The organism is Leptolyngbya sp. FACHB-321, assembly GCF_014695975.1.
In the GTDB taxonomy this organism is placed as follows: domain Bacteria; phylum Cyanobacteriota; class Cyanobacteriia; order Leptolyngbyales; family Leptolyngbyaceae; genus Stenomitos.
Window position 1 is genome coordinate 1 of sequence record NZ_JACJPI010000050.1, and the last position, 24,619, is coordinate 24,619.

Annotated in this window: 21 protein-coding genes; 11 read left to right on the forward strand and 10 right to left on the reverse strand. The window is 50.6% G+C overall.

The window, feature by feature from the left end; translation table 11 throughout:
- From H6F76_RS09090 to thrB, 4 genes are all read left to right on the forward strand, one after another.
- Positions 1 to 195 (forward strand): photosystem II protein D2 (locus H6F76_RS09090; protein ID WP_190507582.1); only part of this gene is annotated, 195 nt, incomplete at its 5' end.
- A gap of 871 nt (positions 196 to 1,066) precedes the next feature.
- Positions 1,067 to 2,698, forward strand: a complete 1,632-nt coding sequence (locus H6F76_RS09095; protein ID WP_190507584.1) for an HD family phosphohydrolase — start codon at positions 1,067 to 1,069, stop codon at positions 2,696 to 2,698.
- 247 nt (positions 2,699 to 2,945) lie between these two features.
- Positions 2,946 to 3,875 carry a formylglycine-generating enzyme family protein gene (locus H6F76_RS09100; protein ID WP_190507586.1) on the forward strand — a complete coding sequence of 310 codons (930 nt, stop codon included), beginning with the start codon at positions 2,946 to 2,948 and terminating at the stop codon, positions 3,873 to 3,875.
- 150 nt (positions 3,876 to 4,025) lie between these two features.
- Positions 4,026 to 4,952 carry a homoserine kinase gene (gene thrB / locus H6F76_RS09105; protein ID WP_190507588.1) on the forward strand — a complete coding sequence of 309 codons (927 nt, stop codon included), beginning with the start codon at positions 4,026 to 4,028 and terminating at the stop codon, positions 4,950 to 4,952.
- Here thrB and argJ read toward each other — a convergent pair whose 3' ends face one another.
- From argJ to gatB, 3 genes are all read right to left on the reverse strand, one after another.
- A complete protein-coding gene (gene argJ, locus H6F76_RS09110) occupies positions 4,953 to 6,194 on the reverse strand; it encodes a bifunctional ornithine acetyltransferase/N-acetylglutamate synthase (protein ID WP_190507590.1) in 1,242 nt (413 codons plus the stop codon).
- 132 nt (positions 6,195 to 6,326) lie between these two features.
- Positions 6,327 to 8,600, reverse strand: a complete 2,274-nt coding sequence (locus tag H6F76_RS09115; protein WP_190507592.1) for a HEAT repeat domain-containing protein — start codon at positions 8,598 to 8,600, stop codon at positions 6,327 to 6,329.
- A gap of 299 nt (positions 8,601 to 8,899) precedes the next feature.
- The gene (gene gatB / locus H6F76_RS09120; RefSeq protein ID WP_190507594.1) at positions 8,900 to 10,390 is read right to left on the reverse strand and encodes an Asp-tRNA(Asn)/Glu-tRNA(Gln) amidotransferase subunit GatB; all 1,491 of its coding nucleotides are present in this window, start codon (positions 10,388 to 10,390) and stop codon (positions 8,900 to 8,902) included.
- 217 nt (positions 10,391 to 10,607) lie between these two features.
- On the opposite strand from gatB, the gene recQ reads away from it, so the two are divergent.
- Both recQ and H6F76_RS09130 read left to right on the forward strand, forming a co-directional pair.
- Entirely contained in the window at positions 10,608 to 12,857 is a 2,250-nt protein-coding gene (gene recQ / locus H6F76_RS09125; RefSeq protein ID WP_190507596.1) for a DNA helicase RecQ, read from the forward strand.
- A gap of 708 nt (positions 12,858 to 13,565) precedes the next feature.
- Positions 13,566 to 14,972 (forward strand): hypothetical protein, encoded by a 1,407-nt coding sequence (locus H6F76_RS09130; protein ID WP_190507598.1) that lies wholly within the window; start codon positions 13,566 to 13,568, stop codon positions 14,970 to 14,972.
- Between the two features lie 41 nt (positions 14,973 to 15,013).
- Here H6F76_RS09130 and H6F76_RS09135 read toward each other — a convergent pair whose 3' ends face one another.
- Positions 15,014 to 15,601: a hypothetical protein gene (locus H6F76_RS09135; RefSeq protein WP_242036589.1), complete on the reverse strand. Its 588-nt coding sequence runs from the start codon at positions 15,599 to 15,601 to the stop codon at positions 15,014 to 15,016.
- A 137-nt stretch (positions 15,602 to 15,738) separates the two neighbouring features.
- Positions 15,739 to 15,999 carry a hypothetical protein gene (locus H6F76_RS09140; RefSeq protein ID WP_190507600.1) on the reverse strand — a complete coding sequence of 87 codons (261 nt, stop codon included), beginning with the start codon at positions 15,997 to 15,999 and terminating at the stop codon, positions 15,739 to 15,741.
- A 150-nt stretch (positions 16,000 to 16,149) separates the two neighbouring features.
- Here H6F76_RS09140 and H6F76_RS09145 point away from each other — a divergent pair, with 150 nt between their 5' ends.
- The 5 genes from H6F76_RS09145 (at position 16,150) to H6F76_RS09165 (ending at position 20,971) form a co-directional block, all read left to right on the forward strand.
- The gene (locus H6F76_RS09145; protein WP_190447047.1) at positions 16,150 to 17,160 is read left to right on the forward strand and encodes a PstS family phosphate ABC transporter substrate-binding protein; all 1,011 of its coding nucleotides are present in this window, start codon (positions 16,150 to 16,152) and stop codon (positions 17,158 to 17,160) included.
- A gap of 122 nt (positions 17,161 to 17,282) precedes the next feature.
- A complete protein-coding gene (gene pstC, locus H6F76_RS09150; protein WP_190507602.1) occupies positions 17,283 to 18,215 on the forward strand; it encodes a phosphate ABC transporter permease subunit PstC in 933 nt (310 codons plus the stop codon).
- Between the two features lie 46 nt (positions 18,216 to 18,261).
- Positions 18,262 to 19,185 carry a phosphate ABC transporter permease PstA gene (gene pstA / locus H6F76_RS09155; protein ID WP_347275998.1) on the forward strand — a complete coding sequence of 308 codons (924 nt, stop codon included), beginning with the start codon at positions 18,262 to 18,264 and terminating at the stop codon, positions 19,183 to 19,185.
- A complete protein-coding gene (gene pstB / locus H6F76_RS09160) occupies positions 19,179 to 19,979 on the forward strand; it encodes a phosphate ABC transporter ATP-binding protein PstB (RefSeq protein ID WP_190507606.1) in 801 nt (266 codons plus the stop codon). Before pstA ends, pstB begins: the two co-directional genes overlap by 7 nt.
- A 149-nt stretch (positions 19,980 to 20,128) precedes the next feature.
- Entirely contained in the window at positions 20,129 to 20,971 is an 843-nt protein-coding gene (locus H6F76_RS09165; RefSeq protein WP_190507608.1) for a hypothetical protein, read from the forward strand.
- Here H6F76_RS09165 and H6F76_RS09170 read toward each other — a convergent pair.
- The 5 genes from H6F76_RS09170 to H6F76_RS09190 form a co-directional block, all read right to left on the reverse strand.
- Complete coding sequence (locus H6F76_RS09170; protein WP_190507633.1) at positions 20,960 to 21,112, reverse strand: hypothetical protein; 153 nt, start codon at positions 21,110 to 21,112, stop codon at positions 20,960 to 20,962. The two genes, H6F76_RS09165 and H6F76_RS09170, sit on opposite strands and share 12 nt — an antisense overlap.
- Positions 21,072 to 21,491, reverse strand: a complete 420-nt coding sequence (locus H6F76_RS09175; protein WP_190507610.1) for a biopolymer transporter ExbD — start codon at positions 21,489 to 21,491, stop codon at positions 21,072 to 21,074. Before H6F76_RS09175 ends, H6F76_RS09170 begins: the two co-directional genes overlap by 41 nt.
- A 72-nt stretch (positions 21,492 to 21,563) precedes the next feature.
- The gene (locus tag H6F76_RS09180; protein WP_190507612.1) at positions 21,564 to 22,229 is read right to left on the reverse strand and encodes a MotA/TolQ/ExbB proton channel family protein; all 666 of its coding nucleotides are present in this window, start codon (positions 22,227 to 22,229) and stop codon (positions 21,564 to 21,566) included.
- A 232-nt stretch (positions 22,230 to 22,461) separates the two neighbouring features.
- Complete coding sequence (locus H6F76_RS09185; RefSeq protein ID WP_206754355.1) at positions 22,462 to 23,256, reverse strand: DUF4333 domain-containing protein; 795 nt, start codon at positions 23,254 to 23,256, stop codon at positions 22,462 to 22,464.
- A gap of 217 nt (positions 23,257 to 23,473) precedes the next feature.
- Complete coding sequence (locus tag H6F76_RS09190) at positions 23,474 to 24,511, reverse strand: hypothetical protein (RefSeq protein ID WP_190507615.1); 1,038 nt, start codon at positions 24,509 to 24,511, stop codon at positions 23,474 to 23,476.
- Between the last annotated feature and the right edge of the window lie 108 nt (positions 24,512 to 24,619).

A 24,619-nucleotide genomic window follows, 5' to 3' on the forward strand; every position in this document is an offset into this window, starting at 1 on the left:
TTAGCGTTGAACCTGCGGGCGTATGACTTTGTGTCGCAAGAGTTGCGTGCAGCGGAAGACCCGGAGTTTGAGACGTTTTACACCAAGAACATTCTGCTGAATGAGGGCATCCGCGCGTGGATGGCACCTCAAGACCAGCCTCATGAAAACTTTAGCTTCCCCGAAGAGGTACTCCCACGTGGTAACGCTCTCTAAGGTCTAGAGTTCAACTTGTTTTCAAGTTGTTTTAGTCAGGCATTAACCCTCGCGCTTGCGAGGGTTTTTTCTTGCTTATAGTGCTTAATTGCACGTCACCGCTTCACTCTTTCACCTATCTAAATTTGCTGACGGAGTTGCTCCCCAATCTCTAATTACGTGTGTTATCTTAAGTGAAGTGGTCAGCCACTTGGAGCGAGAGTGTTCCAACCTTTTGAAATTACAACCGTTTAGGATTAAGGAGGTGATGCCCATGTCAGATAGTAGTAAATGCTTGGGTCATCAAGCTGAAGTTAGCCGGCTGAGTGCCGGGGCTGTTCTCTAACAGTCAACCTTGATGCCGAGTTACATTAAATCTCCTAGTGAGGGGTTTTAGTGAACGAGGATAAAATGGCTGACTCGGAGTTCCTTCCGGCAGTCTGGTTTCAGTTTGAAGACCCGCTACACCGCTCCCATATAAGTTGTTCTATATATAGAACGCTTAATGGGAGCGGATAGTTTTTTAAAGGGTATTTTATGAGTTGTTGCTATATTTGTTTGCAGAGTATAAGTTTAATATAGATTTGATTAAGTGGTACGGTTGTTTTTCAAAAATATTTTGGCTTGGACTATCCTAGTGAGTAAGGCGTTTAAATTAATGCGCTTTAGAGACAGTACGCCATAAAGACAAGGCTCGGCGCGGTCGCTCGGTGATGCCAACCTGGCAAGTCTAGTTGATGTCTGCTAAGTATGGGGAAGTTAAGTGTCTTATTGCTTCTTGTGTCTTTAAGCGTTGCTTTTTCGTTTGAAGCATCCTTACTTGAAAGCCAGTGACTCTGTTTACCCAATACTCAAGATGACAACCGCTTGCCCTTCCGAGGTTGGATTGGATATGACTGAGAGCCAGGATCGTTTCTTAGAATCGACTGAGCGCTCTGGCTTGATTGAACAGCTTCTAGCGATCGGCACAGCGCTCTCCAGTACTCATGACCTGAGTGCGTTACTAACACTCATTCTGACGAAGTGCCGTGAAATTACCTGTAGCGATGCAGGCAGTGTTTACCTTGTCGATCGCAGTGGTAATGAGCCATGCCTGTGGTTTAAAGTGGCACAAAATTTTTCGCAGCCAGTGTCATCGTTTCGAGAGTTCGCGATGCCGATGACTCCTAAGAGTCTGGCTGGCTACGTCGCGCTGACAGGCAAAAGCTTAAATATCCCGGATGCGTATGACCTGCCGCAAGGTGTACCGTATCAGCTCGACCGCAGTTTTGACCGTAGCATTGCGTACCGGACGCGATCAGTGCTGGTCTTGCCTATGCAGAACCAGGATCGAGAGATGATCGGCGTACTCCAACTCATTAACCGTAAGGTACGACCGGAGTTGGTCATTACGCCTGAAAATGCGCTGGACATAACACAGCCCTATTTAGATTGGGAAAAGTGGGTTGTTCAATCGCTGGCGAGTCAGGCAGCCATTTGCATTGAGCGCAACCAGCTTCAAGAAAGCATCGAAAATCTCTTTGAGGGGTTTGTCAAAGCGTCGGTGCAGATCATTGAAGCACGCGACCCCTGTACGTCTGGGCACTCAGAGCGTGTGGCAGATTTGACGGTGCGGTTAAGCCAGGAAGCAAGTGCTGTGACGATCGGTCATCTTCGACCGATTTACTTTAACGATCGTCAAATACAGGAGATTCGTTACGCTGCACTGCTACACGACTTCGGTAAGGTAGGTGTGCCAGAGGCAATCCTGGGCAAGCAGAAAAAACTGTTTCCGATGCAGCTTGAAGTGGTGCGAAACCGCTTTGCGCTAGCGCAACGAACGCTGGAAGTGGAGTGCGCCCAGGCAAAGTTTAGACATTTGGTGGAGCATCCCAGTTATCAGGCTACGCACCATAGCGAAGACGCTTGCTCTCATTGCCAACAACTAAGCACACTGGATGAAAAACTGGCGCAGGCGATTGCCCAACTTGATCGTTACTGGACGCTACTGGTGGAAACAAATGAGCCGCGCATTTTGGCTGAAGAACCATTGGATCAGTTGCGTGAACTGGCACAGTATACATATCAGGATATTGACGGTTCGATGAAGCCTTTGCTTTCTGCGGAGGAAATGGCTCAGCTTATGGTACCGCGTGGCACGTTAACGTTAGCAGAGCGCGATGCTATTCAGTCGCACGTTACCCATACCTATGAGTTTTTGAAGCGGATACCGTGGACAAAACAGCTTCAGAACGTACCTGCGATCGCCTACGCGCACCATGAGAAGATGGATGGTAGCGGCTACCCATTGGGATTAAAGCAAGTAGATATTCCCATTCAATCGCAAATGATGGCGATTGCGGATATTTACGATGCGCTGACGGCGGGCGATCGCCCTTACAAACGTAGCCTTTCTGTACCAACAGCGCTCAAGATTTTGCGGCAAGAAGCCGCGCAGTCTAAATTAAATAGTGATTTGGTCGAACTGTTTGAGCAGCGCCAGATCTTTGCGGTCTTGGGTCATTCAGCGATCGAGCCGAAGTAAATGTCATAAGTGAGTGCGAATAGAAGGCGGAAAATCACTTCTACAAGTGAAGACTAATACCACAGCCTTGCTTGTGCGCTCTAGCAGTATAGATAGCCGTAACCATACTAGCTTAGAGCGTCTTTTAGAGAGTCTAGTTTATGCTAGGCAGCGATCGATGCTTTTACCTGGCTGTATCTGGTAATGTTCTTTTGGGCACACTTGCTTAAGTGCCAATACTCACTAGATTCTAGTCATCTTACTCTTTATGACTGCTGCGTCCGTTTTTGAGTTTGACACTCTTACGGTTGATGTTTATGGACAGACTCAAGAGCAACGTCGTCTGTCGGCTCCGCATCGGATTGATGACTTGGGGCAGGGCATTATGCTGGAGCTGGTGGCAGTTCCAGGCGGCAACTTTAGGATGGGCGCACCCAATACTGAGGAAGGTTGGCATCCTAGTCAAACGCCACAACATACTGTCACGATCGCTCCTTTCTGGATGGGTAAGTATCCCGTCACGCAGGCTCAGTGGAGTGTAGTTGCCGCATTACCAAAAGTTAATCATCCCCTGCCGCCAAAGCCATCTTGCTTTACAGGTGCAACCCGTCCAGTTGAACAAGTCTCTTGGCAAGACGCAATTGAGTTCTGCGATCGCGTCTCTGCTCAAACGGGACGCCGCTATCGACTGCCCACCGAAGCCGAGTGGGAATATGCCTGCCGCGCGTCCCCGATGCCGACAGGTGATATACCCGTCAGTGAGGACGTGCGGAGCACCACCAGCACGACTCCCTTCTGGTTTGGTGAAACCATCACAACTGAGTTAGCCAACTATTCGGGCATTGATTGGGAGTACGAGGGTAAAGTGTGCAGCAAAGGCTCGTATGGCAAAGGTACCACTGGGAGCGATCGCCGAGAAACGACCGCAGTTGGCAGTTTTGCGATCGCCAATGCCTTTGGTCTTTACGATATGCATGGGCTGGTGCGCGAATGGTGCGTTGATTGCTGGCATGATAGCTACAACGGTGCTCCTGCCGACGGTACTGCCTGGATCGAAAACAGTACTACTGACCAACGTGTGCTGCGCGGCGGTTCCTGGAATAGCGGACCCAAAGCCTGCCGCTCTGCCTTTCGCAGTAAGCTTAATCCCGACACGCATTTGTATGATGTTGGGTTTCGGGTGGTGGCAGAAGGATAAGGGATGAAGGCTAAAGGATAAGGGATGAAGGCTAAAGGATAAATTGATTCAAAAGTTAAAATGCTTTCGCCGCTTCCCTTGCTTCCCCCTCTTCCCTCACTCCTTGCCCGATCGTGGGAAAATGGAACGGTTCCGTTTTAACGCGCTTTTGTGATTTCTACCGTTACTGTTACTGTTCCAGCGACCACCGCCAATTTGGGACCGGGGTTTGATTGTTTGGGAGCAGCGCTGACGCTTTCCAATCAGTTCAGGTTTTCGTTATTGCCGCCAGGGGCGAAGCTCAGCATTGCGGCGATCGGTGCTGAGGCAGAACGAGTCACGACAAATAGTAGCAATCTGGTTTATCAAGCGTTTGTCAAGGTGTACGAGCACCTCAAGCAAGTGCCGCCACCGATTGCGATTGAAATTCAGTTAGGTGTACCGCTAGCACGTGGGTTAGGTAGTTCGGCAACAGCGATTGTGGGTGGCTTGGTGGGTGCGAACGCCCTGGCAGGTGCGCCGCTCACACAAGCTGAGGTCATTGAACTGGCGATCGCCATCGAAGGGCATCCTGATAATGTAGTGCCATCACTCTTAGGTGGATGTCGTCTTGCTGCTACAGGTGTAAAGCATGGCTGGGAGATCTGCGAGATTCCCTGGCATCACAGCATTGTACCGATCGTGGCGATTCCTGGCTTTGAACTTTCGACGAAAAAAGCGCGACAGGTGCTGCCACCTACGTACAGTCGTGCTGATGCAATTTTCAACGTAGCGCATCTGGGTTTGCTGTTGCGTGGTCTAGAGACGGGGCAGGGCGATTGGTTACAGGCTGCTCTGCAAGATCGCCTTCATCAACCCTATCGGCAGATGCTGATTCCAGGCTACAAGATGGTGGAGACGGCAGCGCTGGAGGCAGGTGCGTATGGCATGGTCATTAGTGGTGCGGGTCCAACACTTTTGGCGTTAGCGCATCAGGACACAGCACAGGCTGTAAGTGATGCGATCGCCCATGCGTGGGCAGAGCAAGACTTTGCGGTGACAGTACATTTGCTTCAGCTTGACCTGCATGGGGCGATCGCCCAAACGACGAGCGTTTAATTAAGTTGTGTATTCTGCGTTGATTTTGACGTAATCGTAGCTGAGGTCACAGCCCCAGGCTTGACCAGACCCCGTACCATTGCCGACCCGAAGAGCGATCGTCACCGTATCCTCTTTTAGATAAGCCCCTAATGCTGCTTGGCGAAGGTAGTGACTGGCGGCATCGCGATCGAACGACTGTGGTTGACCATTCTGCATCATGAGAAAGTCGCCGAGCTGGATTTGCAGGTCGTCTTGATTGAACAGCACGCCTGCACGTCCTGCTGCGCCTGCAATTCTGCCCCAGTTCGGGTCACGCCCAAAAATGGCGGCTTTAACCAGGGATGATCCGGCGATCGTGCGGGCAATTTGGCGTGCTTCTGCATCATCATTTGTGCCGGTCACCTGCACCTCGACGAGACACGTTGCACCTTCGCCATCCCGCGCGATCGCCTTTGCCAGATAGATGCAGACCTCGGTTAGCATTGCCTCTAGCTTCTCGGCTTCGGCTCCGGCTTCGGTGATGGCAGGTGTGCGCGACTGTCCATTCGCTAACGCGATCAGTGAATCGTTTGTGCTGGTATCGCCATCTACTGTAATTTGGTTAAAGCTGCGGTCTGCTGCTCGGCTTAGCATTTGCTGCCAAAGTGGTGGTGATACAGCGGCATCACAAGTGACAAACGCCAGCATCGTTGCCATGTTGGGGTGAATCATCCCAGACCCTTTGGCAATGCCCCCGATGCGAACAGGTCGACCGCCGATCGTCGTTTCTAGTGCAATCGACTTTGTGACTAAATCTGTTGTTGTAATTGCCTTCGCCGCACTGTCTGCACCCGTATCTGAAATAGTGGCAACAAGCTGTGGCAGAGCCGCTTTCAGTGCATCCAGCTTGATGCGTTGACCAATGACACCCGTTGAGGCAAGCAAAATCGACTCTGACGGCACCCCTAACGTCTGACTAAGGGCATTTGCACATTCCAGTGCGTCGTCCCAACCGATTGCACCCGTTGCCGCATTTGCCTGCCCAGCGTTGCATAAAATGGCGTGGGCACCCGCTTTTGCCTGAAGCCGCTCTCGACAGTAGTCTACGCATGCCGCTCGCACTTGACTGGTTGTGAAGACTCCAGCCGCGATCGCCTCCACATCAGAAACGATCAGCGCTAGGTCAGGCAACCCCGATGGTTTGAGCCCTGCTTTGATTCCTGCTGCGCGATAGCCTTTGGGAGCCGTAATGCTTCCAGGAATTTCCTGCCAGTCTGCCATGCTTGCCTCCACTGTAATCACTGCTTGACAGGCGATTATATCAGGGGCAGGGATAGTTCTGGCGTTAGTGGCTAGCAGTTGGGACGGAAAGGACAGAACACGCTCGCCGCTGCAACAACAAGCATTAACCACTCACAGGCTTTTCTGAGCTTTGAGGACACTGATCGCTCGCCTAATGCGCTCTAATGTTGCATCCGAGACTTTCGGTTCCTTCGGCGTTGCTAACACTTGCAACACTTGTTCCAGACTGGCAACAGTTGCTGCCATTTCTGCTGTGGATAAGCGCTCGGGATTTTTCTGAAGCCGCTCTACCATTGCTGCCATTCGATAGGCAAGGTAGCGGCGATCGCTCCCATTCCACTCGGCTTTAGGATCACTTGAAGTAATCGGCGATTTCTCAGTTCTGTTAGCGACGGCAACGAGCGCCGTTGTCGCTGGCTCAATTTCTGCACCCAGATCTAAAAGCGTGAGCGCAATACCAACTTGATCGGAGGCCTCAACTCTAGGCAACAGTTTAACGAGAGCTGAGCTTGCCGTTTTCGTGTCGCTGCCTGCTTTCCTTAACGCTTTAGCAGCATTAGTGCAGAGTCCATAGTGAACATTGCAGGTGCCATCTGTGAATGCTGCTGCTAAGACGGGTACTGCAACATCTTGCGCTGCCCCAATATTGATCAATGCAACTGCTATAGGCACATGATCCAAATTTGGCTGACGATCGACAGGGCGAGCTTTCAAAGCTGCAACTAAATTAGGGACGGCAGCCTTCGCGGCGGGTCCAATCTCTCCCAAGGCGTATGCAGCAGAAGCTCGAACTTCCTCATTTCGATCCTTCAAAGCAGCAATTAAGGTGGCAAGCACTGTTTTATCGTTAGGGCTGATAGCAACTAAAGCAAAGGGCACATCTCGGCGAATCCGGTAATTGGGGTCTTGCTTTAAGATCGTTAGCAACATTGGCAAGGCTGGTTTTGCCTTTTCCCCCAGCCTTGCCAGATTAGAAATCGTCTGTTCGGGTGAATCCTCTTCGTATGCACTTGAATACTTCAGATTGATCAGCAACAGCGAAACATCTCCATCTTGCGCTCCCTTTATTTTTGCCAGTGACCGGGCAGCAGCCCATTGCATCTGTCCATCTTCATCCTTTAAGGCAATCGTCAACGCTGGAATCGCAGCTTTTGCCACAGCGCCCATTTTGCCCAGGGTAGAAATTGCACTGAATCGAGTCGTTTCAGCATCACCCGGTTTAGCCGGGCTGTCAGCATATCGAGCTTTAACCCCAGCAATTAAGGTTGGCAACACGACTTCTGGTTTAGCTCCAACGTCCCATAGAGCCGAGGCAGCCGCTACCCGCATGCCTTCATAAGGGTCTTTAAGCAGCCGCGTCAGGGCTGGAACTGCTGCGCTCGCTGGTTTACCAATTTTTCCCAGTGCCGTGGCGGCGTAGAACCTCACATGTAGACTGGAATCTTGCAAAGCGATAGTCAATTCTGGAGCTGCAATGCTGGCAAGCGCCCCTAACTCACCTAAGACAATAGCGCTCTGCACTCGAGCGGCGGTGTTGCTCTGTCTTAGAGTTGCAATTAACTCGGGGGGCACAACCTTTAGTGCTGAACAAATACCAGTTAATGCATACATAGCTCCATCAGCTTCTGAAGCGTATAAAGCCTTAATTAGATCAGGAATAGCGGCTTCGGCGGCTGTTCCCGTAGAGACCAATGCTTTGGCAGCTTCGAAGCGAATGTCCACCATGGGGTCTTTCAAAGCAAAAAGTAGTGCCGGAATCGCGGCTTCTGCCCGTGGACCATATTCCGCAATCATGGTTGTGGCTGCCAACCGCACAGCTTCATCTGAATCTTTGAGCGCTACGATCAAAGCTGGGATGACACCTTCTATCTGAGTATCTCTACTCATTCCCAACCTCCAAACAGCCAGTCTCCTCACTCCTGGGTTGGGATCTTTAAGGGCAGCAATGATCACAGCGATCGCCATTTCTTTCTGAACATCCATTCGGTAAAGCGTCTGAGCCGCTCGGAGCCGTACCTCTGGATTGGGATCTTTGAGGGTAGCAACGATCACAGCGATCGCTACTTCTTTCTGCATACCGATTCGGTAAAGCGTCTGAGCCGCTTGGAGCCGTACTTCTGGATTAGGATCTTTGAGGGTAGCAACGATCACAGCGAGCGCCGCCTCTTTCTGAATATCCCCTCGGTAAAGTTCCTCGCCCGCCAGAAGGCGCACTTGTGGATCGGGATCTTCGAGACCTTCTATTACCTCTGCAGGCACAACACTGTTCTGGTTTGAATTAGAGGTCTGGCTCTTGCCACGATCGCTTGGCAGTAGCAACAGCGAAAGACACACAGCAGACAGCCCAAGCAGGGTAACAAATTTATGGCGGCGGCGTATTACCATTTATGACCTTAATCTAGCTATTTGGGTTGTTGCGTTCCGCTACAGGCAAGGAATTAGGATGCAGTCAAAGAGAACATCACGACTCTATCCTCTACTCCAAACTTATGCTTGGACTTGGCTTCAAAATTCATGTCAGCTTTTTACACAAAAAAAGGGAGAGTCGCCAAAGCGTCTCCCCCTATCATCAGGGTGCATCTACTAAACACATTATGGCACCTAAGGGGTGAGGGGTGTCACCCCCTATTTATGTTTTTTTGACGAAGAAACAGCTATTTACTGCCTTAAACCTTGCGTCAGCTTCAGCTATTAAGCTGTTTTGCAAGGAGTTGGTTAGTAAGTTTGGGGTCGGCGCGACCACCTGTTTGCTTCATCACTTGCCCGACGAAGAAGCCCAACATCTTGGTTTTGCCGTTGCGGTACATCTCTAGCTCTTTGGGGTGAGCAGCAATGACTGCGGCGATCGCTTCCTCAATAGCGCCTGTATCCGAAATCTGAATTAACCCTTTCTGTTCAATTAAGGCTTTCGGTGAACCACCTTGAGCCAGCAATTCTGGCAGTACATCTTTGGCAATCTTGTTGCTGATGGTGTTGCTGTCGATTAAGCCAATGAGTTCGGCTAGATCAGTAGGCTTCAGCGGGAGATCCGTGATGCTCAAGCTATTGTTGTTGTTCAGGTGGGCGCTGATGTCGCCCATAATCCAATTTGCTGCCTGTTTAGGATCAGCATTTGCTGCAACCGTTGCCTCAAAGTAGGCGGCGATCGTCTGGTCATCCGTCAAGATGCGTGCATCGTAAACCGACAAACCGAGTTCGCTTTCATAGCGCTGACGTTTTTGGTAGGGCAATTCTGGCAATTCCGATCGCCATGACTCCAACTGCTGCGCTGGAACTTCGATCGGACCCAAATCGGGTTCAGGAAAATAGCGGTAGTCGCTAGAGCCTTCCTTCAGCCGCATACTGATGGTGCGCTGAGCGCCTTCTTCCCAGAGCCGCGTTTCTTGCAGGATGCGTTCGCCTGCCTCGATCGCCTCAATTTGCCGTTCAATCTCAAACTCGATCGCCTTTTGGATGGCGCTAAACGAGTTCATGTTTTTGATTTCGACCTTGGTGCCAAACTCCTCACGCCCAACCGGACGCACGGAGATATTCACATCGCAACGGAGCGAACCTTCCTGCATATTGCCGTCGCTCACGCCCAGATAGCGCACAATGCGCCGGATTTCCTGAGCATATTCAGCGGCTTCGCGACCCGTGCGTAGATCTGGCTCGGAGACGATTTCAATGAGGGGTACGCCAGCGCGGTTGTAGTCTACCAGCGAGTATGTGGAACCAGAGAGGCGATCGCTGCCGCCATGCACTAGCTTGCCTGCGTCTTCTTCCATATGTAGACGGGTCACGCCGATGCGTTTTTTAGTAGCAGTGCCTGTTTCCTTGTCGTAGAGGGAAATTTCGACCCAGCCATGTTCGGCGATCGGCAAGTCAAATTGCGAAATCTGGTAGTTTTTGGGCAAATCAGGATAGAAGTACTGTTTGCGATCGAATTTGCTGTACGGCGCGATCTGGCAGTTTAGCGCCAAGCCTGCTTTCACTGCGTACTCCAGCACCTTTTGATTAAGGACTGGCAGCACTCCTGGTAAACCCAGGCAAATGGGGTCGATATGCGTATTGGGCGTGGCACCAAAGGCTGTAGAGCTATTAGAGAAAATTTTTGTTTGTGTGCTGAGTTGGCAGTGCGTTTCCAACCCAATCACAGCTTCATATTGAGTTTTCACCGGAGTGGCAGTAGTCATACGTCCCAGATTGCGCCGACACAACAGGCTCCATTTTAGCGGTTACAGGTAGTTGTCTCGCTATATACATCTTGTTCCAGGATTACAAGGATGTCTGAGTCTACAAAGCGCGATCGCCGTTGATGCTAAAAATCGCGGCTCATTTTCTCCACAAAGCCCTGGATAGTGGTTTAAACTGCGTGGACACCCTGGTTCCAAGTGCATCCAGCAACCCTTCATGACAGCCAGCATTCCCTACGCTACAACTCAGTTTGCCTCACTCGAACAGGCGCTCAAGCATTACTTTGGCTACGACAGCTTTCGTCCGGGGCAACGGCAGATGGTGGAATACGCCCTCCACGATCGCGATTTACTTGTCATCATGCCTACGGGCGGCGGCAAATCACTTTGCTTCCAACTGCCCGCACTGCTGAAAGAAGGCGTGATGATCGTTGTGTCGCCTCTCATTGCGCTGATGCAAGATCAGGTGCAGGCGCTGCAAAATAACGGCATTCCCGCTACGTTGCTAAACAGCAGCATCAGCCAAGCAGAGTCACAATCGCGTCAGGCTGCCATTCTTGATCGCAAAATCAAGCTGGTCTATGTGGCTCCCGAACGTCTGCTGAGTGAATCGTTTTTGGGCTTTTTGGATCAGGTGAAAGTGCGGGTGGGCATTTCGGCGTTTGCGATCGATGAGGCACACTGCGTTTCAGAGTGGGGACATGACTTTCGCCCAGAGTATCGTCAATTACGGCGGTTACGGCATCGCTATCAAAACGACGATCGCATCATTCCTATCCTGGCGCTGACTGCTACTGCCACTGAGCGCGTACGGCACGATATTTTGAGTCAGCTAGAGCTACACGAGCCGCACATCCATGTTGCCAGCTTTAACCGCCCTAATCTGTATTACGAAGTACGCCCCAAAAGCAGTGTGCGGCAGGCATATACCGACCTCTTTCAGCAAGTACAGCGTACCGAAGGCGCAGGCATTATCTACTGCCTGAGTCGGAAACGGGTGGATGAAATCACTGCCAAGCTGCAACAGGATGGCATTTCAGCCCTGCCTTATCATGCAGGCTTGAGCGATGCCGTGCGGAAAGAAAACCAGGACAAATTTATTCGGGACGACGCGCGGGTGATGGTCGCCACAGTTGCCTTTGGGATGGGCATCAACAAACCGGACGTGCGTTTTGTCATCCACTACGACTTGCCCCGTAACATTGAAGGCTACTACCAGGAGTCGGGCAGAGCCGGACGTGATGGTGAGCCGTCTCGTTGTACCCTTTTCTACGGTGTGGGTGATATCAGAACTGTGGAGTTCCTGATTGCTCAGAAAGTCGATCCGCTGACGGGCGAACCGTTAGAAGCTGAACAACGGATTGCAACACAGCAACTCCGGCGGGTCATCAACTATGCCGAAGCAACGGAATGCCGCCGCACCATTCAGCTTGGCTATTTTGGCGAAGGCTTTCCTGGCAATTGCGACACCTGCGATAACTGCTGCCACCCCAAGCCAATCGAAGACTGGACGCTAGAAGCACAGATGTTCCTGTCCTGCGTGGCTCGCTTTGCCCAAAAAGGGCAGCATTTTGGTATCAATCACACGATCGACGTACTTCGCGGCTCAAAAAATGAACGGGTGCTGAAGTTAGGTCACGACAAACTGTCTACCTACGGCATTGGCAAAGACCGTAGTGTAGAAGAGTGGCGCTTGCTAGGGCGATCGCTCCTGCATCAACGCCTGGTCGATGAAACGACAGACGGCTATTCAGTACTGCAACTGAATAATCTGAGTTGGGAAGTGCTGAAAAAGCAGCGCAGTGTCATGCTCGCCGTTGACCAGGCAAAACCAGAGCGCAGCGTTACTGAAACGGCAGTCGATACCGCTGAAACAGAAGCGTTGTTCGATCGTCTTCAAAAGCTCCGCAAGCGGCTGGCAGATGCACAATCGGTGCCGCCTTATGTCGTGTTCCCCAACTCCAGCCTGCGATCAATGGCAAACCTTCAGCCTCAAACCCTTGCCCAATTCGCCAAAATTTCGGGCGTTGGTAGCCGCAAATTGGCGCAGTACGGCGATGACTTTATCGCTGAAGTGCGAGCGTTTCGACAAGAACGAGGGCTAGCGTTGCAGACAGACGCTGCGCCTGCGCCGTTATTGGAACCAACGCCACAGCCTGGTCTTGCCTCCACAACTCAATTGGAAACGCTCGCACTGCATCAGCAAGGGCTAAAACCTGTCCTTATTGCCGAGCAGCGTAACTTTCGTCTCAGCACGATTATGAGCCATTTGGCAGAATTGCTGGATATGGGCTACCCAGTCGTGTTGGATCAATTAGTACCCAGCGATCGCCAGGACAAAATTTGGCAAGCTATTAATGCCGTTGGTCCCGACTCGCTGACTGGCATTCGTGACCATTTAGGCGAGATGTACGGCTACGACGAAATTCGTTTGGTGCGATCGCACTGGCGACGCGAAACTGAATAACGCCTTTCACCCCTTGCAAATTAATAGAGCTTCCCAGTGCTACAGCAGCTTGCAGTTGTTTTCTCTCTACTGTGTCCGTATTATCCCAACTCAAAGGTGTAGTGACTTAACGGCTACTTTTGTGCAAATTCTGTATTTTTGAGCATTAGCCAGTCTCTTAAGATACATTGAAAGGCTATGGGTGTATCGCTACAGTGAGTCAGTCCAGTGTGGTAGTAGCGCAATCACGTTAAGCCGCACGTAGTCTAGACGGGTGAGGCGATGAGTTCTGTAATCACGTTATGATGGCTGCTAATTCGACGTAAAAGGAAAAATCGACCACTTAAAGAGCCTTCTACAGGCTTCTTTCTGTTTTTAGGCAGTATTTTAGGGCTGTGTTCTCTATAAGCTACTGTGTCAGCGCAGATGTGTGATCGTACGCATATGTCCTGAGTCGAGCTAAGTACTACGATTGATGCACCACTCATACAATGTGACGAGGATCAGCAGTTCGCGCAGAGATTATCACCTTTCCTGGACGCTTCCTATCACTCCATACTGTAGACAAAGACCGCATGATTACTGAGACTCTCGCTTTCTTCGTTTATCAAGCTTTAAAGCTCATTATTTTGAGAGCGAATTTGTAAAGCGACGGCTATCAAGATGCTGATTTCTTTTTGTCTGCTCTCTTGCTCCATGTATCGAAGCCATTGTTAATCCTGCATATGTATGATGATCAGGGAAGCTCTAGATGATGCTCATCAAAATGAGCCACCGATTAGATTAAAAAAGCTGAGTCGGAACATTCAGCAGGCTCAGGATGCAATTTACAGTTTTCTTCTAGAAATTGTAAAGAAGTGGCCACCTGAAGAGGTTTTGCTGGAGTTTAAACGCCTGTTTATTCATCATGTTGATTCTGTCAATAGTGATGCAATGCAGGCGCTTTACGAAGTTGTTTTCTCTAACAATGAGGAAGAGTTTAGAAACACCCTCAAGCGTTGTTGCTACATTCTAGTGAACAACTGGGATGCAAGTCGTAATTACAAACCAATCCAAGACTTAATTCGTGTCTTTACAGACCCATCTATTCACCGCAACACAGCGTCACCAACCTTAAAGCGGTTACGTCAATGGCTGGATGGGTTTGTCAAAAGTAGTGATTACGAGGAATTAAAGTTATTTGTATCGCGTTACGACGATAAAGAGCGGGGACCATGGGTTTCACGTTATACGTCGTACCTGCTTGTTCCTCAATATATTGATCTGTCTAATCCGATCGAACAACGAGAGGCAGCAAGAGCTTTGTCAAAACAGCTCAAAGATCGCTTCAAGTTTGATCTGGCGATGTACATTGCACGATCGCAGAGCAATACTTCCAGCAAGCGTACTCCTAAAAACCCGACTGTACTAGGCGAAGAAGTGCTGCGTTTGATTAAAGCGATCGTGGCAAAGCGAGGACCGTTCAGCTATGCCAATCTAGCCAATATTTTCGTTAATCAAACGCAAAATCTGTCTTACAAAGAGTTCAAGCAGAGCCTACAGCAGTACCTCATTTTCTCAGTCGAAAACCAGGAGTTTGTTGAAACCCTACGTTCACGGCTGACTGATAAATTAGACCACCTTTACGAAAGCCATAACGATGAACTGGTGACGGATGCTTTGATATTGCGAACGTGTAACCGAGTGATTGAGTATTTGACAACCGAAAATCAATCTGACCCTTCTCAGCTTTTTGTGCTGCTACTATCGCAGGGAAATCCTATCACTCTAGTAGTAGCGCTCCTTAAAATCATTCTTATTTGTAAGCATTCGCGCACTCACTTAGAAGCGCGGATTGCTCGGCTGATCAAGTACTACCAAAACTATCCTGAGGATGAATGCGCCTGGATCGTGAACTTCCTAGAAGTGTTCAACGTGACCTTCGCAATTCATGCCGAAAATGTGCAGTACAACTTAATCAAGATGGATGTTGAGGAAGCACAGCTTGCATCGCATATTTTTGATCCAGATAAGTACCGCATCTTTTCTCAACTTAAACGTGAAGCAAAGACAGACGTTCTTACAGCACCGCCTTATGCTGCTTTAGACGGTACCGACTCTGAACAGAATGGTTTTGGGGATGCTTTACTTGACTAAGTAACGTCGGCTTATCGTGTCATCACCAATATTTAGGACATCTAGCTGGATCGCTTGCGAAGTTCGGCTTCCAGTTTCGAGAGGTCGTCTTTCAAAAAAACAGTGATTTTACCGACGTAGGGAAAGCCATTTGGCTGTTGAGCAATTTCGAGCCAGTAGGCGTATTGATCACCCTCCCGGACTTCTCCTTGCAATGCAGACGTTAGCGATCCTCGGCGATTTATAGCATCGTTAGTTTGAGCTGCTGGATAGGTATAAATCCGTTTTGCCTGAGTATAGTCCTGATAAATGGTCGGACCGTAGATGACGCGCAAAGATTCTTGCAGGCGATCGCGGCTCACACCATTCTGCATATCGAAAAACGAAATTTCCTCAGTGCGAATAACGCCACCTGTCGCTCCTGGAGAGGCTCTACCAACTTGCAACGGCGATGCCCAAAACGTAAACCGTTGAGCAGGCGTATCGCTTTTGCGTACCAGAAGCCTTTCGCTACGCACGGGTCGCAGCGTCGAATTTGCCCGAATCCAAACTACTGCTTCATCAAGGGTTTGGCCAGGAATCGCCTCTACCCGCCCTGCTGCACTGAAGCTGCATAGAAGGCTCAACCCTACCGTTACAAAGTACTTCATATAGCGCCTCTGAGGCATTGAGCGCAGGGAAGGAAGCCCACTGCTCAACATCTGCCCTCTGTCCCAGATTACGTTCCCGCTTTGATCGACCATCCCTATCCGTCTGTCAGCCATTGTCCGTTGTCCATTGTCTGGAGCTAGACCATCTTGCCATTACTTTTAATCTCTGGCACCACTATATTACAAGCCAGTAATGGTTTAAGGGCAGCAGTTAGTTCCTGGCGATCACTGTTGGATGCTTTCCGCAGCAACAGTCGTTTCAAAGTTTGCGCCTGATGCTCTACCCATTTACCGATCGCCCCTCCATAAGAAGGTGGATGGCACGCTGGAAACTTGCTGAAAGAACCAAGTATTTTAAGGTGACAATACTGGATGAAAAGTGCGATCAATCTCAGCAATTTGGTTAACCAAAAATTAACCTTTTCCTGATTTATTCACTGACATTTTTAATCTGTTCATAATCTTTTATTCCAGGCTCTTAACCCTGAGATTGTATTGTATTGCTGATACTAATTTCATCTGAAATTCAGCTACATGGAGCAGTCAATATGATGACGAAGGCAGTTAAGTTCAAACCCAACCGCTTCACAGTTATGGGTGCGATCGCTCTGGTAGCCGCTACCGTTGGTCTTTCAGCACCGATCGTTCAGTCCCAAAGCCCAGCCGTAGTTAAGGTCGATGGTTCTAGCACCGTTTTTCCAATCACCGAAAAGGTTGCCGAAGCCTTTCAAAAACAAGGTGGCGCTAAAGTAACTGTCGGTATTTCTGGTACGGGTGGTGGCTTTAAGAAGTTCTGCGCTGGCGAGACCGATATCTCTAATGCTTCGCGTCCCATCTTGCAAAAAGAAGTTGATGCATGCGCGAAGACAGGGGTCAAATACATTGAGTTACCTGTTGCTTATGATGCGTTGACGGTTGTTGTTAACCCCTCTAACACATGGGCAACTGATCTGACTACTGCCGAGTTGAAGACTATGTGGTCTCCCGATGCACAAGGCAAGGTCAAGAAATGGAATCAGGTACGCTCTAGCTTCCCGGATGCACCGTTGAAGCTCTATGGTCCGGGCGCGGATTCGGGTACATTCGACTACTTTACTGAAGCAGTAAACGGCAAGTCCAAGGCAAGCCGCTCTGACTTTACAGGTAGTGAAGATGACAACGTGCTGGTGCAGGGTGTTTCTCGCGATAAGAATGCTCTCGGTTATTTTGGCTTCGCCTACTACGAAGCAAACCGTAGCCGTCTAAAAGCTGTGAAAATCAACGGGGTTGAGCCTTCGATCGCCAATGTTGACAACGGCACCTATACCCCACTGTCTCGTCCAATCTTCATCTACGTCAATGCGGATGCGGCTAAAAAGCCTGAGGTCAAGGCGTTTGTTGAATACTACATGAAGAACGCTCGCAACAGCGTTAGCGCTGTTAAGTATATTCCCTTCAAGCCGACTGACTACACCAGAGCCATGACGCGGTTCCAAAAGAACCAAGTCGGCAGCGTTTTCGGAGGCAAAGACCAGGTTGGCATTAAAGTAGCCGATATCCTTAGCCGCCAGCCTAAATAGGTGCATTGATGACTTCTATCCAGGGGCGTAACCACTGCTACGCCCCTAGCTTTTGACTATCCTCTACACTCATGCAGAAGCTAGCCTTATTCCGCTGGCTTCTGATTTTTACGTTAAAGCCTATGACTGATCGCTCTTTGCCACTATCTCAAATTGCCAAGCCACTGGAGAAGAAGATCACCCGTGATTTGCGGGAGCGCGCGATCGAATGCCTTCTCTTTCTCGCTGCCTTTTCGTCTGTGGCAACCACGATCGCCATTATGGTGATTTTGGTTACGGAGTCGTTAGCGCTGTTCAAGGACGTGTCGATCGTCGAATTTTTGACCAGTCAAGAATGGGCACCGCTCTTTGATCCACCGCGCTACGGCATTTTGCCGTTGGTTACAGGTACGTTAGTGACCTCTGCGGTTGCACTCACAGTTGCCATTCCAGCGGGGACGATCGCAGCAGTGTTTTTAAGCGAATTTGCTGCGCCCAAACTACGCGAGATTGTGAAGCCGATCCTGGAACTGCTGGCAGGCATTCCGACCGTGGTGTATGGCTATTTTGCGCTCTTGTTTGTGACACCACTGTTGCAGGTGGTGCTGCCTGACCTGCCTGGTTTTAATATGCTTAGTCCCGGTTTAGTCATGGGCATCATGATTACCCCGCTGATTAGTTCGATTAGCGAAGATGCTATGCGAGCAGTGCCCGTCGAACTGCGAGAAGGCTCCTACGCAATGGGTGCAACACGGTTTCAAACAGCCTGGAAAGTGGTGTTTCCCACTGCGGTCTCAGGCGTTTCAGCCGCTTACATCCTGGGCATTTCGCGGGCTGTTGGTGAAACTATGATTGTGACGATCGCAGCAGGGCTGCAACCCATCATTACCTGGAATCCGCTTGAATCGGCAGCAACCATTACTGCCTATATTGTGCAGGTGAGTTTAGGTGATGTGCCTCACGGCAGCGTTGGCTACCAGACCATTTTTGCGGCGGGTTTAACGCTTGTACTCATGACCCTGGTGTTTAACATCGTGGGGCACTTTTTGAGTAAGCGCTACCGGGAGACTTACTAGGATGTCAAGTCCAGAGCTACATAAGGTAGAGCGGTTGGATTCAACGTTGCCAGGTCTAGACTTGGTGGCTGTTCGTGCTGGCATTGCTCGCCGTAAAGTCTTTGATGGTTTGTTTGCGATCGTTGGCTTACTGGTTCTCTTGATTGCCCTGCTGACCTTGCTTACGCTCATCACGCAGCTAGCCGTACAGGGGTATCCGCGCCTTACCCAACAGTTCTTTGCCTCCTTTCCCAGCAGCACACCCGAAGAAGCAGGCATTCTGGCGGCATGGGTGGGAACGTGCCTCGTCATGCTGGTTACAGCGGCAGCGGCAGTGCCTGTGGGTATAGCGGCTGGCATTTACCTGGAAGAGTACGCCCGCAAAGGCTGGTTAGCAGATCTGATTGAAATCAACGTGACGAATCTGGCAGGCGTGCCGTCGATCGTCTACGGGCTTCTAGCGCTGGGTCTGTTTAACTACTACTTTAAGCTGGGCGAAAGTGTCCTTACGGCAGGTTTAACGCTGGCATTGCTGGTCTTGCCGATCGTCATTGTCACCACTCGCGAAGCACTACGCGCCATTCCTCGAAGCTTGCGTGAGGCGGCATACGCTCTGGGAGCCAGCAAGTGGCGCATGATCTGGGATCACATTTTGCCGTACTCGGCAGGCAGCATTATGACGGGTGTGATTATTGGCTTATCGCGGGCGATCGGTGAAACGGCTCCACTTGTGACGATCGGGGCGCTCACCTTTATCGCGTTTTTGCCCGAACCACCCCTCAAAGGCACCTTTCCCTACCTTTCGTTTGAGTGGCTCAAGGCTCCGTTCACCGTCATGCCCATTCAGATGTTTAACTGGGTGTCGCGCCCCCAGCCTGAGTTTCAGACTAATGCTGCTGCCGCAGGGGTTGTGCTTATCGCCATGACTCTGACAATGAATGGGCTGGCAATTTATCTCCGCTATCGTTTCCGAAAAGGCATCAAATGGTAAACGACCAATCAACTCAAACAACTCATGCCATCGGGCTAAAAGCAAAAGCTGCGGTGAAAGATCTCAGTTTTTACTACGGTGCGACAAAGGTACTGAAAAGCGTTAACCTGCCTGTGCCAGAGCATCAGGTAACGGCACTTATTGGACCGTCGGGCTGCGGTAAGACGACGCTACTACGCTGCTTCAATCGTCTGCACGACCTGTATCCCGGCAACCGCTACGAAGGCGAGATTTTGCTGGATGGGGCGGTGAATATCTTGGGACGAAACATTGATCCGATCGAAGTCCGTATGCGAATCAGTATGGTCTTTCAGCGTCCCAATCCCTTTCCTAAGTCGATTTACGAAAATGTTGCCTACGGGCTGCGAGTGCGGGGGGAAGCCAAACGAAGCGTTGTGGATGCCAAAGTAGAACATGCCCTTCGCAGTGCTGCCCTCTGGGATGAAGTGAAAGATCGCCTCAACGAACTGGCATACAACCTTTCTGGCGGTCAACAGCAGCGCCTCTGCATTGCCCGTGCTCTGGCGACCGATCCCGAACTCATTTTGTTTGATGAGCCGACTTCTGCCCTAGACCCGATCGCCACCAAAAATATTGAAGATCTGATGGCATCACTCAAAGAGCAAGTCACGATTCTCATCGTTACCCACAGTATGCAGCAGGCAGCCCGCCTCTCAGACTACACCGCATTTATGTATCTGGGCGAAATGGTGGAGTTTAACCAGACTCAGACGCTCTTTAACCAGCCACAGCACAAACAAACAGAAGACTACGTGCAAGGACGCTTTGGCTAACGGTTATGACTGTTTAACTCGAGTGCCTCGTTTGCATGCCCCTTTCAGTGGTTAGAAGTTGTCGCTTTACGATCGCCTTTAGCAAAACCAATCAAGCTAATAGCTCTTCACACCCTCCAACCCATCACACTCTTCAAGAAGCTCCTGCCATGACGACCCTAATAGATAAGCCAACGCCCTCGGTGGCAAAAAATACACCGCCTGCACTTAAGGCACTGTTTCGACCAATGTTAGCTCTGGCGTTGGGTATCCACGGCTTGTTGTTGTTTGTGCCGCTCTCCCCTGAGAAGAAAGAACTGCCGGAGCCGACCGAAAAACCCGTCAAAATTTCCCGTCTATCGAACCAAAAAGTAGTGGTTAAGCCAACGCCTAAGTCAAGAGTGGTGGCATCAAAGCCCATTGTGAAGCGTAATGTGTCGTCGCCCCCAAGGCTTGTAGTTAAAGCAACACCAAAACCATTGCCAGCAACGTCTTCAGCCAGTGCTGCACCAGCTTCAACCAGTGCTGCACCTGCTTCCAACTCATCGGCTACGCCTCTTGCTGTGTCCTCTGCTGTGCCGATTGATAACACCCCTTCTAGCGATCCTGAAGCAGCAGCCTTTGCGGGACCACTGGACGCCATTACGCGATCCCGTACTGATACAGATGGTGTTGAAAAGGATCTACCTGTACGGGATACGTCGGTGCCGATCGGCTCTATTCTCTTCAAAGATCCAGCTCCCTTTTTTGCTGACCCTGAAAAGGACTTGGCAAAGCCAGGAATATCAGGACTTGAGTATCTTGGCACTCTCAATGATCTAGAGGCAGCGCTGAAAGACGATATTGAGCCTGCCTATACAGGCAATGGGTTTACTTTTGAAAAGGTCGGTAACTACGGCGACGGACCCGTTTATGAGGTGAAAAAAGATGAAGTGACGCGCTACCTCAATTTTGTGCTGAACAAAACCAAGACAGGCATCTTGGTAGTGGTGTGGAAAAAATCACCTGTTTAGCGATCGCCCTTGGAGCGATCGCCCCTTACCACTCACATCGATCGCGCTTCGAACCAACAATGCGTTGAGCAAATTAGCGTTAGTAGTGATGATCAAGCGTTTAACTTCTGGGTGGGTCGATCGCCAAGGAAACCCGTTCACCGCCGATCGCCTGCATGGTGCCTAAAACCTGTACCACTTTTTGATAAGCGAGTTGGTTATCTGCTTTAAGCACGATCGCGCCTTGAGGGTTCTTGTTCAAATACTCCACCATTTGCGTTGCCAGCTGGTCTTGCGTTACGGGCGTATTGCTGACTGTCATCTGTCCTTGCCTGGTTAAGCCTACAATCAGTGGATCGGGCAGCTTTTGTTCTTTGGTACCTTCACTGGCGGTCGGCAACGTCACATCAACCGACTGCTGAGTCGTTAGCGTCATCGAGATAAGAATGAAGAACGTTAGCACCGTCATCAGCACGTCCATCATCGGAATGAGGTTCACGTCCAGCAGCTCTGAACCTTTCTGCTTAGATTTGAATCGCATCCGTTAATGTCCTCCAAGCGTCGTCAGCCTTTTGTAGGAAAGCGCTCATCGGCGCAATGTTAGAGAGTGGCTTCAATAGCGTTCAGCGGGCACATTGCCCTCTGGCAGAGAGTCTGGTGAGTGTCGCGGTTGACTATTACTGTTCTGGGTTGACTCGTGCCATAGCTGGCGATACGTTAGCTCAAGGTCGCTACCCACTTCCGAGAAATACTCTACCTGCTGTGCCTGTAACGACACCAGAACGCGAAAAATTGCCAGGGCAAGAATAGCAATCAACATCCCTGCCGCAGTTGCAATCAGAGCCTCGCCGATACCAGCCGCTGCTTTGGTTGCACCAGCAGTCGAGCCACCACCGCCCACGTTCAGGTTGGCAAACGTTTTGATCAAGCCTGTTACAGTGCCTAACAGTCCCAAGAGCGGCGCAAGACCAACTGTTGATTCTAAAAGCTTGTTGCCTTTGTGCATTTTGACAAACTCTTTGTCTCCCGCTGCTTCCAGTGCCAGACGAAAGGTTTCTGGCGTTGGGTAGCGTAGTTTGAGGGGAGCCAACAGAAAGCGCGCGATCGGTTGGTCATTAGACCGCTCTGCGATCGCGGCAGCCTGGTTAAGGTCGTACTGAGCCGCTTCGAGTATATCCTGTGCTACCCGCTTCTCACGGCGCGACAAGCGATACCAAAACAGTGCTCGATCAAGCCCACAGGCAAGCGTAGCGACAGACAGACCTAGAAGGGGGTACATGACTGGACCGCCTTCTATGAATAAATCGATTAATCTACCTGACATTGCAAAAAAGTTTAACGGCGCAGAAAGGACTATCTGTAAAAATGCCGAGCAATCCAAGCATCATAGCTAGATTACCTGAATCCTGCACCAGTCTGATTAAGAACAAGCTTGTCAGATAATTAAGGTTAGGTAAAGAGAAGCTTTGCACTGATTACTAGTCAGGCTGAAGCATTATCTTAGTGCCGCCTTACTCCACCACAACCTCGCTGTCACTAGGTCGCTGAGGATTAGGAACAGTCTTAGAAGTAGCGGACACGCGACGTTTGACCTGAGCCTTTTCTGTTGGTGTGGCAGTAACCTGTGCAGCCCTAGCAACCTTGACGGTCGGTGGTTTCGGCAAAATTTCCTGCCAGTTGACATTGCCCTCGGCATCCATCGTCACCGTAATGCGCTCTGGTGTAATAGGTTTAGTTGCTCTCGCTGCTGGCGTTAACGCAGCATTACTGAGCTTCGAGATCGTACCCTCTGTTGACGTTGCAGCAAGCGGTTTTGCGGCTGACTGCACGTTGCAATCAAAGGTTTCACCGGGTCGCACGGCACGGTAAGAGTCACCACATTCAACCCGGAGCGCCGTTCTGATTTCGCTGGTTAGGGTTTCTTGCAGCAGCGTCTCCAGTTTGGCAACATTGACTAGACCACGCACGCTGGGAATATCCCATTGCACTGTGCCCTGGCTATCTTTCTGCTGCACCTTGATGGCAAAGGTGCCGCCTGTGTCAAGTGTGCCTAAGCAGGTGAATGCTTGGTTAGCAGCCGGTTGCACGTCGTTGGGGCAACTCACCGTCTTCAGCGAAACACCGCCCTGCTGAATGACGCTATCGCGAATATTATTCTCAATCTGGAGGTGATCAAGTGGTTTGGTACAGCCAACAAGACCAAGCACACAAGCACTAAGGAGAACGAATACGTTCTTCACACCAATGGCGAACGGCTGTAATGTTGCTGCCGTTCCAGAGTGACTCTGGTCTGCTTTCGTAGGCATGGTTGGTCTAGACATTTACCAGGGAGCCTCTACATCTGGATGCAACTACCTCAAGCAGGGCGTTAACCCTCCCGTCAATAAGGTAGCGATCGCAGGTAAAGGACGTGTTAAGAGTTACATAATGCTACATCGGTTCCAGTACTCCAAGCTGTTTAGGGCGTGTGATTGTCCCTTGCTTCGCCATCAATGCACTTTAAAGAAACCAACAGCAACGCAACTATTGCGGTTCTGCTGCCACTGTCGTCGCTGCCAATTCATCGTTGGTAGAAGGCTGCGGTTTTGCTAAGTTTTGAAAGATGATCTGGTCTGCGATCGCCTCTTGCGGTGGTTTGTTTGCCACTTTAATTTGTGGTTCTTCTTCTTTACGACGCGCTACCGTTTGCTGTTGATAAACATCGAGCGCCCGTGCGATCGCAGTGAGCCGCCGATTTTGGTCATGGCTAATGTTGTCTTCTGTATTGCCTAGCCCAGGCGCTTCCCAGCGGTTGCGTCGCGGGTTCCAGTAGGACTGTGTACGTGCCCACAACACAGCCTCTGATCCCGTTAGCCCGCGATCACGCGCTTTTTTCAGCCACTCAATGTAGCCAGGCGTATCCAAGGCTGCCAGAGGAGCCTGATTTGCCAGGTCGATCGCGTTCAGTTCTTCTTCTAGCGATAGGTTCAAGCGATGTGCGTCTGCTTTTTGTCGAATCACCTCTGCTTGCCGCTCTAAGCGCCGTAGCTGCTTCTCATCCGCTGCTTCAGGTGAATCAGCTCCATGCTGATACGAAAAGCTGCCCATGTTCCAAACCCCGTTGCCAGGGTCAGAATGCCCGTAATAGGCACGAGTCTTGCTCCCGTTGGGTGTGCGGGTGCCTTCAGCATGTCCGACGGTACGGGCAACTAAGGAGTCAGAACCACCAGTAAATAGGTCTGCCTGAGTGCTGGTCGATGCCACTGGGGCAGCAACGGGCGGTGGAGAAGGTGCTGGCACAGTAGCAGCCTTAGCCACAACAGGTGGGTCAAAGCTGAGAGCAGGCGATCGACTTGGAGTGGGATTGCTTGGGGTCGTGGGTTCGGTAGGCGCGACTTGTTTCTCGACTTGCTGCTCTGCTGGAGATGTTGCATTCGCTAAGGTAGCAGGAGTGGATGTGCCCAAGGATAAGTCGATCGCGCCACCATTATCAGTCGGAGCAGCTAGCGCATCAGCACGAGCAGCAGACGCGCCTGAGAAAAAAGCAACCAGGCTGAGGGCAATCAGAGCAGGGGATTTCATGGGCGACTTTGGTGGAGAGCAGAAGGCAGAGGGCAGAAGGAAAAAGGCAAAGGGAAAAAGGCAGGGGGCAGAGGGCACAAGGTAGAAGGGCTAAATCTGCGGGCAAGC

Coding starts and splice junctions, on each gene's coding strand:
- H6F76_RS09095 (WP_190507584.1), top strand. CDS start 1,067: ATGACTGAGAGCCAGGATCGTTTCTTAGAATCGACTGAGCGCTCTGGC.
- H6F76_RS09100 (WP_190507586.1), top strand. CDS start 2,946: ATGACTGCTGCGTCCGTTTTTGAGTTTGACACTCTTACGGTTGATGTT.
- argJ (WP_190507590.1), bottom strand. CDS start 6,194: ATGGCAGACTGGCAGGAAATTCCTGGAAGCATTACGGCTCCCAAAGGC.
- H6F76_RS09115 (WP_190507592.1), bottom strand. CDS start 8,600: ATGGTAATACGCCGCCGCCATAAATTTGTTACCCTGCTTGGGCTGTCT.
- gatB (WP_190507594.1), bottom strand. CDS start 10,390: ATGACTACTGCCACTCCGGTGAAAACTCAATATGAAGCTGTGATTGGG.
- recQ (WP_190507596.1), top strand. CDS start 10,608: ATGACAGCCAGCATTCCCTACGCTACAACTCAGTTTGCCTCACTCGAA.
- H6F76_RS09130 (WP_190507598.1), top strand. CDS start 13,566: ATGATGATCAGGGAAGCTCTAGATGATGCTCATCAAAATGAGCCACCG.
- H6F76_RS09135 (WP_242036589.1), bottom strand. CDS start 15,601: ATGAAGTACTTTGTAACGGTAGGGTTGAGCCTTCTATGCAGCTTCAGT.
- H6F76_RS09145 (WP_190447047.1), top strand. CDS start 16,150: ATGATGACGAAGGCAGTTAAGTTCAAACCCAACCGCTTCACAGTTATG.
- pstC (WP_190507602.1), top strand. CDS start 17,283: ATGACTGATCGCTCTTTGCCACTATCTCAAATTGCCAAGCCACTGGAG.
- pstB (WP_190507606.1), top strand. CDS start 19,179: ATGGTAAACGACCAATCAACTCAAACAACTCATGCCATCGGGCTAAAA.
- H6F76_RS09165 (WP_190507608.1), top strand. CDS start 20,129: ATGACGACCCTAATAGATAAGCCAACGCCCTCGGTGGCAAAAAATACA.
- H6F76_RS09175 (WP_190507610.1), bottom strand. CDS start 21,491: ATGCGATTCAAATCTAAGCAGAAAGGTTCAGAGCTGCTGGACGTGAAC.
- H6F76_RS09180 (WP_190507612.1), bottom strand. CDS start 22,229: ATGTACCCCCTTCTAGGTCTGTCTGTCGCTACGCTTGCCTGTGGGCTT.
- H6F76_RS09185 (WP_206754355.1), bottom strand. CDS start 23,256: ATGCCTACGAAAGCAGACCAGAGTCACTCTGGAACGGCAGCAACATTA.
- H6F76_RS09190 (WP_190507615.1), bottom strand. CDS start 24,511: ATGAAATCCCCTGCTCTGATTGCCCTCAGCCTGGTTGCTTTTTTCTCA.